The following is a 14,757-nucleotide window of genomic DNA, read 5'->3' on the forward strand; positions in this document are numbered from 1 at the left end:
CAACATCATATCTATTGGACATCTACTCTATTTCGATGAAGTCATATTTCATTTATCAAACTCCTTCACCACTTTTTCTATGATATCACAGCATTCATGAAGCTGCTCTTCTGTCATCACCAAAGGTGGTGCGAAGCGGATGATATTCCCATGGGTAGGCTTTGCCAAGAGTCCATTGTCTTTCAGTGCGACACACATATCCCAAGCAGTGGAGCTGTCTTCAGTGTCATTGACTACTACAGCATTTAGCAAACCTTTTCCTCTTACCAATTTTAGAATGCTATACTTATCTACCAAAACCTGCATTCTCTCACGGAAGATCTTTCCAAGTTTTCTGGCATTGACAGCAAGCTTTTCGTCTCTAACTACCTCCAATGCAGCGATTGCTACTTTTGCTCCAAGTGGATTTCCACCGAAAGTTGAGCCATGTTGCCCTGGCTTGATGACATTCATGATGTCATTATTTGCAAGTACGGCCGATACAGGGTAGAATCCACCTGATATAGCTTTGCCCAAGATCAGCATGTCAGGTTGAGTATAGCTCGCTTGTTTTTCACAATGTGCTTCACAAGTACAATTGCCACATACCGCAAGCAGTGAGCCTGTTCTTGCGATTCCAGTTTGAATTTCGTCAGCGATGAAAAGTACATTTTTGGCCTTGCAAGCCTCAGATGCTTTTCTGATAAAATCTTCCGCTGGTGTATAGACACCCGCTTCGCCTTGGATAGGCTCTACTAGAAACGCTACTACATTTTTATCTTCCAGTGCTTTTTCTAAAGCTGGAATATTATCGTATGGAATTTTCACGAAACCGGCCGTGTATGGACCAAAATTCTTTCTTGCATTTTTATCATTTGAAAAAGAGATGATCGTAGTCGTTCTACCATGAAAGTTATTTTCTGCAACCACGATCACAGCTTCATTTTCATCAACCCCTTTTTTCTCGTAACCCCATTTTCTGGCAATCTTCAGTGCTGTCTCTACACCTTCTGCGCCTGTATTCATTGGGAGGACTTTGTCAAACCCAAAATATTCGGTTATGTATTTTTCAAAAGGTCCAAGTACATCATTAAAAAAAGCACGAGATGTCAAGGTCAACGTACTTGCTTGCTCGATCAAGGCTTCTTTGATTCTTGGATGACAGTGTCCTTGGTTCACCGCAGAATATGCAGAAAGGAAATCAAAATATTTTTTTCCCTCTACGTCCCAAAGAAAAACGCCTTCACCTTTAGCCAATACTACAGGAAGTGGATGATAATTATGAGCTCCATATTTGTCTTCCAGTTCGATTGCTTGTTTACTTGAGTTTATTGTTTCCATCATAAAATTTGTAATTTTACAGCCTTAAATTATAGCTGTGTGATTTCTGAAGCGTAATTTACAAATATAGTAAATGCCCAAGAGGATAAAGAATGAATTCAAAAAAGAAAAAAGCAGAGCCAATGAAGTTGATTCCAGGCGATTATTATTTGAATTCTAACGGGATGATGGTTTTTACGGCTCAATATCATCTTAGAAGAGGCTATTGCTGCGGTAATGGCTGCAAACATTGCCCATATAAGGAAGAAGCAAAAGGTTGAAAGGTAGTAAAGCTATAAGGTTATAAAGTTGGCTTGAGAGGGAGTTTTGTTTACCCTGATTTTAGTTTTACTATGGCTTGTATCCTCGCAAACCAATCTGTCTACATAGTTAAGTTCTGTGGGGACACAGAACTTGGGGAAGAACTTCATGTTGCTTGTACTCTTTATTACTAATTAATATTAATCATACTATTAGTATCCTAATCCCTCAATAACCTAATCAACCAATAATTTATTCCTTGCCAAGAATTATGCTCCTTGTGTCTCATGTCTTGAATCTTTTGTCTTTTTCCCCTAATCATCCACATTTTTAAAACTTTACGGAATTATTTTGAATGTTGATTTTGGTAATTCAGCAAAAACTCCGATATTTGCAGACTCAATTATAAAAACGTCTTAAATATTACGATCATATATCATGGCAAAAGTTTGTGACATCACCGGTAAGAGGCCTCAAGTAGGTAACAATGTATCGCATGCGAACAACAAGACCAAGCGTAAATTCCTTCCAAACTTACATAAGAAATCTTTTTATGTGCCTGAAGAAGATGCTTGGATCACTTTGAAAGTTTGTTCAAAGGCTTTGAGAACCATCAACAAGAATGGTATCAGTTCAGTTTTGAAAAAAGCTCAAAACGAAGGTTACATTATCATTAAATAATAAGATTTACTCTTTATAAAGAATCAGAGCGATGGCTAAGAAAGGTAACAGAGTACAAGTGATTATGGAATGTACAGAGCACAAAGCTTCTGGTGTTCCAGGTACTTCAAGATATATCACAACAAAAAACCGTAAGAATACGACTGAGAGATTGGAATTGAAAAAATTCAACCCTATCTTGAAAAAAGTGACGGTTCATAAAGAAATTAAATAATTTAGGACTGTTGTCAATAGACAATATATAAAACCTCAAAGAAATGGCTAAGAAAGTAGTAGCAACCCTAAAGAAAGAAGGTGGTGTAACTTACGCTAAAGTTATCAAGGCTGTCAAGTCGGAGAAAACTGGTGCTTACACCTTCAGAGAAGAAATGGTTCCAACCACTCTGGTTCAGGAAACATTGAACAAATAATTATCATTTGCACTAGTTTGCAAATATAAAGTCCCTCGGAGTAAGACTCTAGAGGGACTTTTTTATTATATTCGGGCTCAAATCGTAAATATTATGGGAATTTTCGGATTCTTCTCCAAGGAGAAAAAAGAAAGTCTAGATCAAGGACTTCAAAAATCAAGTGAAAATATTTTTTCAAAGCTTAGCAAGGCGGTCGTCGGTAAATCAAAAGTCGATGAGGAAATACTTGATGAATTGGAAGAAATTCTAATCACTTCGGATGTAGGTGTGGATACCACGATCAAGATTATCAGAAGAATTGAGGAGCGCGTCTCTAAAGATAAATACGTAAATACCGCGGAGCTTGATGTGATTCTCAGAGAAGAAGTCGTAGGACTACTTGAAGAAAATCAAAGTGTCGATCTGGCTGATTTTGATCTTCCTGTAGACAAAAAGCCTTATGTTATTATGGTCGTAGGTGTGAATGGTGTTGGGAAAACTACCACAATCGGTAAGCTTGCGCATCAATTCAAACAAGCGGGTAAGTCAGTGGTGTTGGGCGCAGCAGATACTTTTAGGGCTGCTGCTGTAGATCAATTGATTCTTTGGGGAAAAAGAGTGGATGTCCCTGTAATATCCCATGGAATGAATACCGACCCCGCATCTGTAGCTTTTGATACTGTAAAAAAAGCAGTCGAGATGAATGCTGATGTAGTAATCGTAGATACTGCTGGTAGACTCCATACAAAAGTGAATTTGATGAATGAATTGACGAAAATCAAAAGAGTCATGCAAAAATTCATCGAAGATGCTCCGCATGAAATTCTACTCGTTCTTGATGGATCTACTGGTCAAAATGCATTTATGCAAGCCAAAGAATTTACCAAAGCTACTGATATCAACGCACTTGCCATTACTAAATTGGACGGAACCGCCAAGGGTGGTGTAGTCATTGGTATTTCAGATCAATTTAAAATACCAGTAAAGTACATTGGTGTAGGCGAAAAGATGACTGATCTTCAGGTTTTTAACAGAAAGGAATTTGTAGATTCCTTGTTTAAGAAGAAAAAGTAAATCTATTAGCCAACTGTTTGTTGAATTTTTAGCCTGTATAGTTGGCAGTTTATGGAATAAAAAGATTTTTCAAAAAAAATTGATTGTGAGACCCTAAGTAAGGAAAATTTAGAAGATATTTTCCTTACTTAGTCTTCGCTAATAATTCCTTCCCAATAAAACCTGACGTTCATGTGAGTTTTTGATAGTCTACAATCATATGAATTTCATCTTTCCAACTTTTTCAGTCTTTCCAACAGTGGTGGATGGGAATAATTCACAAATACATACCAAGGGTGGGGGTTGATATTACTTAATGTGTTTATTGATAGTGTTTTCAATGCTTCTGCCAAGGGCTCACCTGCATATGTTTCTTTCGCAAATGCATCAGCTTCAAATTCATTTTTTCTACTGATCATGTTCATGAATATACCCAGCACCATAGAGATAGGAGAAAATAACATCGTAAATCCAATGATATTGAGGTGGATTGCCATTTCATTTCCTCCTAAGGCAAAACTCATGTTTTTGCTATAAATAAATTGGGCAAGGATAAAGAGTAATAAACCAACTTGCAATATACCAGCAGTCATCCCTAAAATGATATGGCGTTTTTTATAATGTCCGACTTCATGGGCTAGCACAGCAACAAGTTCCTCGGGAGTATGTTGCTCAATTAGCGTGTCATATAGAACCACTTTTTTTCTTTTTCCGAAACCCGAAAAAAAAGCATTCGCTTTTGAAGAGCGCTTGCTGCCATCTATGACAAAAAGATTCTCCAGTGGAAATGACACTTTTTCAGTATAATTTACAATCTTTTGCTTCAACTCACCGTCCTCAAGTGGTTTTAACTTGTTGAAAAATGGAAGTATCCAAGCGGTATAGAAAAGGTTTACCATCACCATAAATATTGCACTGATAATCCAAAACTGCCACCAAAAATCTTTTCCTATCTGATGGATAAGATAAAGAAGAAGAAACAAAAGACCACCTCCGACAATAATGGACAATAAATAGCCTTTTAATTTGTCTGAGAAAAACGTTGCTTTGCTAGCTTTGTTAAATCCGAATTTTTCTTCAATGACAAATGTGTGGTAAAAATCAAAAGGGATAGATAGCAAGTCAGAGCAAATGAAAATTATAGCAAAATATGCCAATGACAGCAGCATTGGATGAGAAATAATATTCCTAAGCCATTCATCAACCCAGCCAAACACACCAAGTAAGATTAGGCAGATTGTAAGTGTAAAGCTAAAAAGTCCAGAAATTACACCAAACCTAAAATTTACTTGCTGATATGTTTTTGCTTCCTTTAATTTGGTGACACTCAAATACTCCTCAAGAGACTTTGGGATTGAAGTAAGAGGTCTTTTAATGTTTAAATAGCTAAGCGTTTTTTCAAATAAAAAACCAAAGGTAACTACTCCTATCAACAAGTATTTGATTGATAAAGAATCCATATTTATACTTTAGAATTTTGGACATGGAAGGACTGTATCTCTCCTTTTTGGTTTGCCTTGGTTCTGACTAGGGAAAACATAAGAGATGCTTACCTCATGTGCACCACCAGACTGAATCCCTAGGTTCGAAACTGTATAATCGAAACTATATCCCATATTCAATCCAGATAGTAAGTTGACACCAACCATCATGACAATGGCATCTCGATTGCTTTGCTGCTCTACTGGTTTGTAAGGAAGGCCTCGATACCACAGGCCAACTATAAGTGGTTCCATGTACAAATATGCTCCCACATCCAATTGCTCAAAAGGTCCTTGTCTTTTGTAGTTGACAGTAGGAACAAAATATCGCTCTTTGAACATGTGTGTGAAGTCATTTCTATATCCTCCTGAACCTAGAGGGATTTTTATACCAGCATGAACAGATAGCTTCATAGGAAGTCTGCTACTTGGTAGAGTGTCATTTGGGATAGATTCAATAAATGACTGATTTGGCTGATTCACGTGGTGTGCAGAAGCTCCCAGCCAAAATTTTTCTGTAAAGAACAATCCTCCAAAAGATAGTGAAAGCAAATTGACTGGTTCACCCAGCCCTGCGATATCGTTTCCTGGCAGTGTCGGGCCAAATGGGTTTGTAGGGTCTATTTGATTTGCGAAAATTAGATTTTCGAAAAAACCAATATCTCTTCTGATATAGCTAGCTTGAAAACCAGGTCTAAAATATGCACCTTGACCGATCCTAAGCTCATAAGAATAAAGCGCTGAAATGGTAGTAGATCTCAACTCGGCGGCGCCTTCTACATCATTCATTACAAGGAAGCCTACTCCACTGTTGTAGTCATCAAGATAAGTGTCTATATATGCAGAAAATGTAGTGAATTGTGCATTCATACCTGGCCATTGATTTCTGTAGTTTGCCCCAATCCGTGTTGCTTGTTCAGCACCTGTAAAAGCAGGATTCAAATATAAAGGAGCAGCATAATATTGACTATATTGCGGGTCTTGAGCCTTAGAGCTTTGCGCAATAGAAACAAATATTACTGTAAAAAAAAGAAGGTATAGATAAGACCTAATCAAGTTTTTGTTCGTTAATTTAAGATATTCAATGTAGTTGGTAAACGTTAATGACTTAGCGTTGTTTTACTGGCATAATGTAAAATATGAAAAGCCCCTTTAAATCTATCAAGTTTATTTCAATTTTCGCACTTTTTTGTGTGTTGACTTGTGTTTTAGCTGTAAATAAAAGTTTTTCCCAGGGAGTTAATAATAACGAATGGATTTTTGGCTATTGTAATGATGATAATATAAAAAGGGTAGTTTCATTTGGTAGAGGGGCAGAGCCTTCTATTCGGGATGTTTCTGGAGCATACAATTCAAATAACTCAGCCGTAGCCGTAGATCCTATTACTGGGAATGTTATTTTTTATACTGATGGAGAGTTTATTTATAATGGGAACAATGATATAATGATTGGGGTTGGGAATGGTATTAATGGTAACAGTGATGGAAGACAACAAATAGCCATAAGTACTCTTGATTATGACCCCAATGGTAATAGACTATTTTATACTTTTTATGTATCCGGCAGCGGACAGCTACAATATGCTGTAGTAGATATGAATGCTCTTGGTGATGGAGGGACAGGATTGCCGCTTAATCAGCCACCATTGGGTGAAGTTATTGTTCCCAATACCTCTATCGGTCCAGCCGCAGGTGCAATCGCTGTAGTAAAGTCAGCCCAGTCTCCGTCTTATTTGATCAATTTTTCTGGTGGAAATTTGATTTCAAGAAGAATTGAAGATACGCAAGGTGATTTCACTCAAATAGATGAGTTAAATATTCCTTTTATCCCCAAAGCCATCATCTTTAATGAAGCCACAGGTCAACTGCTACTGATTCCGGAGAATTCAAATGAGGATCTGATTTTGATAGATTATGATACCGCTACGGGAAGTTTTGGCGCTATTACTGCGATTTCCCAATCAGGTGGAGATGATGCTATTGAAGGAGCAGCTTTCAGTCCTGATGGAGAATTTATTTATTTTTCCAAAGGCAATGAATTGCTGAGGGTTCCTACAGATGATCTTGGTGCAGAACCAGAGATAGTTCCATTGGAGAATGATATTTATAGGATTTACGATATCAAAGTTGGACCTGATGGAAGATTGTATTATATCTATGAAGAAGAAGATGGAGGTCCACAATTCATAGGAAGATTGGATAACCCGGACGAAGAAGAATTAGAAGAACTAGAGCTTAACGAAGACCCTTTTGGTGGAGTAGATTTTTGTGGAAGGGTATTCCCCCAATTTGCACCGAATACTGATGTTGAAGCTGAAGTGGATTTTACATGGCAACCTGAGGAGCCATGTAGCAACAACCCACTACAGCTCACAAGTTCTATTATTCCGCAGAATTATAGGCCTGTGAGTTTTGAATGGACTTTTGAGCCTGAATTGACTGACGAAGATGGAGAGCCACTTGATATTGATTACAATCAAGAGCATTTGCTTTTGCCTGCGGAGGCGACATCTGGAGAAAGCGTCACAGCCACACTTACGGTTACTTTTGCTGATGGTACGACCTCTACAACTGGCCCGAGAACTATCAACTTATCCGAAAACAATTTGGAGGCAAACTTCTCACCTCAAGATACCACAGTTTGTGAATCTTGCTTTGACTTAATGCCCCTCTTAGAAGTTCAACAAGGTGAAGGAGGACAAGGTGGACAGGGTCCAGGTGGTCCGGGTGGTCCTGGTGTTGGTGGTCCAGGTGGTGGTAATGGGGTTTATGAATATTTTTGGTCAAACAAACGAGATGAAGGCTGGGGACCGGAAGCCCCTAATCAGATATGTGAGCCTGGATTGTATTGGGTATTAGTAAGAGAACCTCAGTCTTCCTGCTATGTATATGCTAGTATCCGCGTGAGAATGTGGGATTTGGATGATCAGAGTAATAATATTTGGTATTTTGGTGATGGCGCTGGGATTGATTTCAATGAAGACCCAGCTGGTATCTTGCCTACTCCAAGACCAGTAGATCCAAGGCATCCACAGAACATCCCCGCAGGTACAACAACAATCTCAGATGAAACTGGTCAGGTTTTGTTTTACACAGATGGGTCTACAGTTTGGGATTTGAATGGAGATGTCATGGCAAATGGTGAAGATATCGGGGGAAGTAACCAAGCTTCTGAGGGTGTAATTGCAGTAGCTATTCCGCAAGAAGAAACCATTTTCTATCTATTTACTACATCTACAGCTGCTGATGGAAGTAGTCAGGTGAAGTTTTCCCTAGTTGATATCAAGGCTGAAAATCAAGATGGAGTGGGAAATGTTGTTACCAAAGATAATTTCTTATTCAGCCCAGCTACACAGCATTCGGCAGCTATTGCGGCTGGAGATACCACATGGGTACTTTTTCATGAATTGGGTAATAATACATTCCGAGCTTATCCTGTTGGTACTTTAGGGATTGGGCCTCCTGTTTTTTCGTCAGTTGGTTCTACGCACGGATTTGACACTGGGGTAGGGAGCATGAAATTTAGTCCAGATGGAACCAAAGTCGCAGTGACTATTCAAGATGGTGCTTGTAGTAGGGTGGAACTTTTCGATTTTGATCAAAGTACAGGGCGTCTGACAGAGTACGCATCAGTTGATTTGGATTGCAATGGTGATGATGTTTATGGAGTAGAGTTTTCAAATGATAGTGACAGGATTTTTGTCACATACACTGGTAATGGAGGGAAAGTTGAAGAGTTTATCATTCAAAGTCCGAGTTCACAAGATGAGGATGATGATTTGAGTTGTGGAGCATGTTTCGAAACAGCTACGACAAGCGCCCAAAGAGCACAGTGTATCTTAGACTCAAGAACAGATTTAGGTATCAATGGACCAATAGGTGCCATCCAAATGGGGCCAATGGGAGATATTTATGTAGCAAGACCTGGACAGAATTTCTTAGGTACGATTCAACCTGGAGGACTTTGTGGGCCTAGTACAGGTACTACTGAAGGTTTTCAACTTTTGCCTGGTACAACTTCGAATTTAGGTCTCCCTTCTTTTGTGCAGCAGTCAGGCAGTAGTATTCCCGAGCCTGCTATCAGTGGTCCAGATCGATTATGTCTTGATCCTGAAAATGGCGCAGAAGGTTTGTTTGAGGGTGCAGGTGAACCAGATATTGATAGTTACTTCTGGACGATTGTTCATGAGGATGGTGAAGTAATAGAGTCAGATCTTGGTGGGCCTGGAGAAGAGAATCAAACTTTGACTTATATCTTTCAGAGACAAGGTCTGCACACAGTGACTTTAAGGGTTGATAGGTGTGGCGATCCTGAACACTATAATGAAAATAATAGCATTGAGGTGCTTGTGGTTGCACCGCCTGAGATCACCCTTGAGAATGATGTCACTCTTTGTAGTGGAACTCCTGTCACGCTAACTGCCATAGATGGTTATGATCCTGCTGATGGACTTTATGATTTCGAATGGAGAAATGCAGCTGGAATTCAGTTTGGAGATGAAAATTCCAATGAAATTACTGTAGAAGAGGAAAGTATTTATACAGTGACGGTATCATATAGAAATACCAATCAGGACGAAGAGTTTTTTGATGCTTGTCCAGCAACAAGGTCTGTTTTTGTAGGGCCTGCGTTTGAATTTGATTTGACTCAGACTGCAGAAGAAGTTTGTTATGACGAGACCTTGGTTGTTTTTGCTCCAGACACCCCTGTGTCGGGAGAATGGTTTTTTCAACTTGACGGTTCTCCTGACAGGGTTCCATTTTCAGTAGGAGAAGCATTTGAACTTGAAATCACCCCATCAATAGATCTGCCTGGTCCAGGTTTGTATCAGATTATTTTTGTGACTGAAGACCCAATCGTCCCTGGGTGTTTGGTTGAAAAAGTACTTCAGCTAGAAGTTTTTCCATTGCCAAATTTTGAGATTAGAGATGAAACACCTGCTACGGATTGTGATTCGGATGACGGTTTTTTTGAGATTGAAATACTGATTGATCTATCGGAATTGGAAATTATGGAAACGGGTGAGTTGTTTGCCAATGTTCCAGCTGGAGAAGTTTTTCAATTTACTGATTTAGCGCCAGGGAATTATACGATAAGAGCTCAGACTGCTTTTGGATGTGAATTTACACGTACTGCCACAGTTTTAAATTTAGACCCACCAGCAGAACTTATCGGTGTGAGCTTGGATAGCACAGATGAATCCTGTGGTATCAATGAAATTTTACCGGGCACTATCTCTATCGAGCTCAGTGCACCACCCACAGGTACATATTCCTACACCATCACGCGCCAAGGGGATGGGGAAGAAATTACCGGGAACTTAGATGGGCAAGTTACGCTGATCCAAGATCTTAGATTTGGAGAATATGAAGTGCAAGTGGAGGATGCTACAGGCTGTGCCATACCTGTGGGGGAAGTGACTATCGATAGGAGATTCTTGGTTGATTTTTCAGTTCCTTCTAATGTGGTAGCATGTGAAAGCTTTGAGTTGGATATTTTGACACAGCAAAATCTAGTTTTCACCGTCACAGACCCGAATGGAAATGAAGTGATTCCAGATTCTGATGGCATTTATTTGTTGATTGATTCTGGTGAGTATATCGTCTATGGGGAAGGGCAGGATCCTGATTTTTGTCCAAGAGAAAGAAGAATCAATTTGACGGTCAACGATGCGATTGATTTTAGTTTGCTAGAATTGCCTGTGGACTGTGTCGAGGGTTTTTCTTATGAAGCAATTCTTACAGGGACTGATCCAGCTGATGTTTTCTTTTTCTGGAGAGATGCAGCTGGAACTGTAGTCGGGAGAAGTCAGACTTTCAGACCAAGAAGTGCAGGTGACTATACACTTGATGTGCAGCCGAGGATAGGATCAAATTGCCCTACTCCTCCTGTAGCTTTTACTGTTGGAGAGTTTAATAATGAAGTTGATTATGATGTGGATGTAATTCCTTTTTGTAATGACAGGACATTTGCCTTAATTGAAATTACTGGAGATTTAAGTGGTTTGACAATAGAGTGGTATAGAGTAGTCGCTGGAATTAGTATAATTCAGTCTGAAAGTTCAAATCAATTTCGTGCAGAAGAGGAAGGGATTTATGAATTTGTAATAAGAAACGCTTTTAACTGTTTAGTTGGAAGAGAGCAGGTTTCAATTAGGCAGTCAGTTTTGGTAGCACCTGAGTTAGATGCCGAATACAAAATTTGTGAAATAGAAAATCTCACCCCTACGATCAATCCAGGGGAGTATGAAAACTACGAGTGGTATCTAATAATAGGAGAAGAAGAAACAGAACTCATGTCAACTGATGCAACCTTTACACCTACAGTAGCTGGGAATTACAGGCTGATTGTTTTTGATGATTTGGGCTGCGAAGAAGCTGTTGATTTTGTAGTGGTAGAGGATTGTGATATCATGGTGAGAATTCCTAATGCTATGCGTCCAAATGGTCCTGTAGGTCAGAACAGTTTTGAAGTTTACGCCAGTGAATTTGTTGATGAATTTTCTGTGTTTATATACAACCGTTGGGGGGAATTGATTTTCTTTTGCGAAGAAAATAATCTTCAGCGGGATAGAGACGTTTCTACTCCATTTTGTCCCTGGGATGGAACGGTGAATGGAAAAACAGTCCCTATTGGAACATATCCTGTTGTTGTAAGGTTTAGAAGTAACAATCAAAATATCACAAGAACACTGAGAGAAGCAATCTTGGTTATCGATTAGCTTAAATATATATGATTACATTAATTTCTCCTGCAAAAACATTAGACTTAACGAGTACGGATGTTGAAGTTTTTACAACCCCAGATTTTCAAAAAGAGACATTTGAACTAGTGTCTATCATGAAAAAGAAAAGTACTGACGAGATAAGGAAACTGATGGGGGTCAGCGAAAATATTGCGTCTTTGAATGAAAAGAGATATAAGGAGTTCAAAAAATCTTTTGATCCTGAGAATGCAAAGCAGGCTTTATTGGCATTCAAAGGGGATGTTTACACCAAAATTGATGTAGATAATTATTCGAAAGAAGATTTTGAGTTTGCGCAAAATCACCTCAGGATTTTGTCAGGCCTATATGGTTTGTTGAAGCCTATGGATCTAATTCAACCCTATCGTTTGGAAATGGGGATCAAATTGGAGAATAAAAAGGGGAAAAACCTTTATGAATTTTGGAGTGATAGAATTGTAAAAGCCATCAATACTGCATCAACAGGAGAACCTATTGTGAATTTAGCTTCTCAGGAATACTTTAAGGCTGTAAATCAAGATGAATTAAAGTCCAAAGTCGTCTCGCCTGTTTTTCAAGAGTACAAAAACGGTAATTATCAAATCGTTGGTATTTTCGCCAAACAAGCTAGGGGGTTGATGACAGATTTTATCATCAAAAACAGAATCAATGACCCTGAGAAACTAAAAACTTTCAATGAGGCTGGTTACGAATTGCATGGCGATGGTTCTGAGTGGAGGTTTGTGAGGTGATTTTGAGAGCAGTGTGTGGCACAGTTATCTTGTAAATGCGAAAGGAATGGTGAATTAGAAAATTAGATATACCATGGGAATATGGTGGCAATAAAGTTGAAATATGCAGGGTCGTTTACAGTGATGTGGATGGGATTACAATTAAGAGCCTGCTGAATCCTTGATTCATTATTCGGAGTTCAAAATTCATAATTGACAAAATGCATATCCCCCAATTGCTAACGGGGCCACCGAGAGTGCTTTAAACATCGAATGATGAAGTGCCAATTGTAAAAACAAATCTAAAATAAACAGTAAATAAAGTATCAAGTACCTTCACAACGACATATAATTGATAGCAGGCTAATTTAATTAGAGATTCTTCTATTATCTATGTTGTCGAATTTTCTATATTTGTTAAATGATTAGCTTTTCTTAAAATGGGTAAATACTTAAAATACACTAAGAATTTTTATTTCATATTCACAGTATTGTTTGTGCTATGGATGGTTTTCATTGACTCAAATGATATTTTTTCTCAGTTTAAGCTGAATTCCAAAGTGAAGGAATTGGAGAATCAAAAAGAGTATCTTCTCGAAAGGAAGGAAAAAATTAAGCAAGACAGGCAAGAATTGATGAGTAATAATGAACTTCTTGAGAAGTTTGCCCGTGAAAGGTATTTGATGAAAAAGAAAACAGAAGACCTCTATGTTATTATCCAAGACAAATAAAGATTTCAGTTTATTTTTAATTGCTGCATTGTTATTTTGTTTTCATTTCGGTGCTCAAGCACAAAGGGAAATAGATCCAGAAAGTAACCCGCCTTTTAGTGAAAGATTATATTTTGGAGGTAATCTTGCAATGCAATTTGGTACAATCACATTTGTGGATGTTTCACCCTTGGTAGGAGTGATGATTACAGATAAGTTTTCTGGAGGTCTTGGTGCCACATATCAATATTTTGATGATCGCAGATTTTTTGGAAATTCAACTGGGAATAGAAACCTATATGGAGGACGAACATTTTTGAGATACAATGTTTTTCCAAACATATTTGCCCATACAGAATATGAAATGTTGAATTTTGATTTGTTCAATAGAAATACAGCTGAATACAGACGGGAGTGGGTTCCTTCATTTTTTGTTGGGGCAGGATATTTCACACCTTTCGGTAACAGGGGAGGTGCTAACTTTACATTTTTGTACAATCTTCTTCATGATAATTTAAGATCACCTTATAATGAACCTTATGTGATTCGGGTGGGTTTTGTATTTTGATTTGACATCACTCAGACAAGTATGAAAAAATTAATTGACAAAGTTTATAAATCACACCAAGATTGCCCTGAATGCCCCTCTCCAAAGTTGATTCAGACCTTTTTTGAATCTTTATTAGGTCTGTTATTTCCAGAACATGCTTTAAATATAGTTAAGGATAAAGCAGAAATTGAGCAGAGCTTTGGAGCTTTGAAATCACAATTTTCAGATATTTTGGTCAAAAATAAACATTTACACCATGGTGATGGAGAATCATTAAGTGATAAGTTTTTTGACAACCTTTCAGAGGTGTTTGATTTGATACATCAGGATGTTGATGCTATGTTTTCAGGAGATCCTGCATCCAAATCACGAGCTGAAATTTTGAGATGTTATCCGGGATTCTATGCAATCGCAGCCTATAGGATTTCCCACGAGATGTATCTGTTGGGTATCAAAATGATTCCAAGGATCATCACGGAGTTTGCGCATAGTAGGACTGGGATTGATATTCATCCTGGAGCAAGTATAGGACATCATTTCTGTATAGATCATGGTACGGGTTTGGTAGTGGGTGAGACTACTGTAATTGGCAATTTTGTCAAATTGTATCAAGGTGTTACATTGGGAGCACTTAGTGTTCACAAGGAAGACGCAGACACCAAGCGGCATCCGACAATTGAAAACAATGTGGTTATTTATGCAGGAGCCACTATTTTGGGTGGTAACACTGTTATAGGGGAGAATTCCATCATAGGAGGCAATGTCTGGTTGACCAAATCGGTTCCAGCCAATAGCAAGATTTATTATCAAGCAAAAATGTATAATGCTGATAATGAAATAACAGATGTTTATGTTTTTAGAAATGACTCAGAATAGC

13 protein-coding genes are annotated in these 14,757 nt (G+C 38.4%); 10 read left to right on the forward strand and 3 right to left on the reverse strand.

Translation table 11 applies throughout. The features are described from left to right. Window positions 1-48: 48 nt before the first annotated feature. On the reverse strand, window positions 49-1,323 hold the full coding sequence (gene rocD, locus MM213_RS04570) for an ornithine--oxo-acid transaminase (RefSeq protein ID WP_255806914.1): 1,275 nt from the start codon (window positions 1,321-1,323) through the stop codon (window positions 49-51). A gap of 89 nt (window positions 1,324-1,412) precedes the next feature. Between rocD and MM213_RS04575 the strand changes: the two genes are divergently transcribed. The 5 genes from MM213_RS04575 to ftsY all read left to right on the forward strand — a co-directional run bounded on the left by MM213_RS04575 (window position 1,413) and on the right by ftsY (window position 3,704). Further along, the gene (locus MM213_RS04575) at window positions 1,413-1,580 is read left to right on the forward strand and encodes a C1orf53 family protein (protein WP_241410297.1); all 168 of its coding nucleotides are present in this window, start codon (window positions 1,413-1,415) and stop codon (window positions 1,578-1,580) included. Between the two features lie 418 nt (window positions 1,581-1,998). Further along, window positions 1,999-2,241, forward strand: a complete 243-nt coding sequence (gene rpmB, locus MM213_RS04580) for a 50S ribosomal protein L28 (protein ID WP_241276515.1) — start codon at window positions 1,999-2,001, stop codon at window positions 2,239-2,241. A gap of 31 nt (window positions 2,242-2,272) precedes the next feature. Beyond that, window positions 2,273-2,455 carry a 50S ribosomal protein L33 gene (rpmG, locus tag MM213_RS04585; protein WP_014770901.1) on the forward strand — a complete coding sequence of 61 codons (183 nt, stop codon included), beginning with the start codon at window positions 2,273-2,275 and terminating at the stop codon, window positions 2,453-2,455. Between the two features lie 43 nt (window positions 2,456-2,498). Beyond that, window positions 2,499-2,651, forward strand: coding sequence for a DUF4295 domain-containing protein (locus tag MM213_RS04590; RefSeq protein WP_241410298.1), 153 nt, complete (start codon window positions 2,499-2,501; stop codon window positions 2,649-2,651). A gap of 93 nt (window positions 2,652-2,744) precedes the next feature. Then, window positions 2,745-3,704, forward strand: coding sequence for a signal recognition particle-docking protein FtsY (gene ftsY / locus MM213_RS04595; protein ID WP_241410299.1), 960 nt, complete (start codon window positions 2,745-2,747; stop codon window positions 3,702-3,704). 206 nt (window positions 3,705-3,910) lie between these two features. On the opposite strand, the gene MM213_RS04600 is transcribed toward ftsY, so the two are convergent. Next, window positions 3,911-5,143: a M48 family metallopeptidase gene (locus MM213_RS04600; RefSeq protein WP_241410300.1), complete on the reverse strand. Its 1,233-nt coding sequence runs from the start codon at window positions 5,141-5,143 to the stop codon at window positions 3,911-3,913. A gap of 9 nt (window positions 5,144-5,152) precedes the next feature. Next, window positions 5,153-6,220, reverse strand: a complete 1,068-nt coding sequence (locus MM213_RS04605) for a PorP/SprF family type IX secretion system membrane protein (RefSeq protein ID WP_241410301.1) — start codon at window positions 6,218-6,220, stop codon at window positions 5,153-5,155. 83 nt (window positions 6,221-6,303) lie between these two features. Between MM213_RS04605 and MM213_RS04610 the strand changes: the two genes are divergently transcribed. From MM213_RS04610 to epsC, 5 genes are all read left to right on the forward strand, one after another. Further along, entirely contained in the window at window positions 6,304-11,886 is a 5,583-nt protein-coding gene (locus MM213_RS04610) for a T9SS type B sorting domain-containing protein (RefSeq protein WP_241410302.1), read from the forward strand. Between the two features lie 11 nt (window positions 11,887-11,897). After that, window positions 11,898-12,641, forward strand: a complete 744-nt coding sequence (gene yaaA / locus MM213_RS04615; protein WP_241410303.1) for a peroxide stress protein YaaA — start codon at window positions 11,898-11,900, stop codon at window positions 12,639-12,641. A 419-nt stretch (window positions 12,642-13,060) separates the two neighbouring features. Beyond that, a complete protein-coding gene (locus tag MM213_RS04620) occupies window positions 13,061-13,351 on the forward strand; it encodes an FtsB family cell division protein (protein WP_241410304.1) in 291 nt (96 codons plus the stop codon). Then, window positions 13,329-13,898, forward strand: a complete 570-nt coding sequence (locus tag MM213_RS04625; protein ID WP_241410305.1) for a hypothetical protein — start codon at window positions 13,329-13,331, stop codon at window positions 13,896-13,898. The genes MM213_RS04620 and MM213_RS04625 overlap by 23 nt, the downstream gene beginning before the upstream one ends. Before the next feature lie 21 nt (window positions 13,899-13,919). Continuing rightward, window positions 13,920-14,756, forward strand: coding sequence for a serine O-acetyltransferase EpsC (gene epsC / locus MM213_RS04630; protein WP_241410306.1), 837 nt, complete (start codon window positions 13,920-13,922; stop codon window positions 14,754-14,756). Window position 14,757 lies beyond the last annotated feature (1 nt).

Source organism: Belliella alkalica (assembly GCF_022549785.1).
GTDB classification, from domain to species: Bacteria; Bacteroidota; Bacteroidia; order Cytophagales; family Cyclobacteriaceae; genus Belliella; species Belliella alkalica.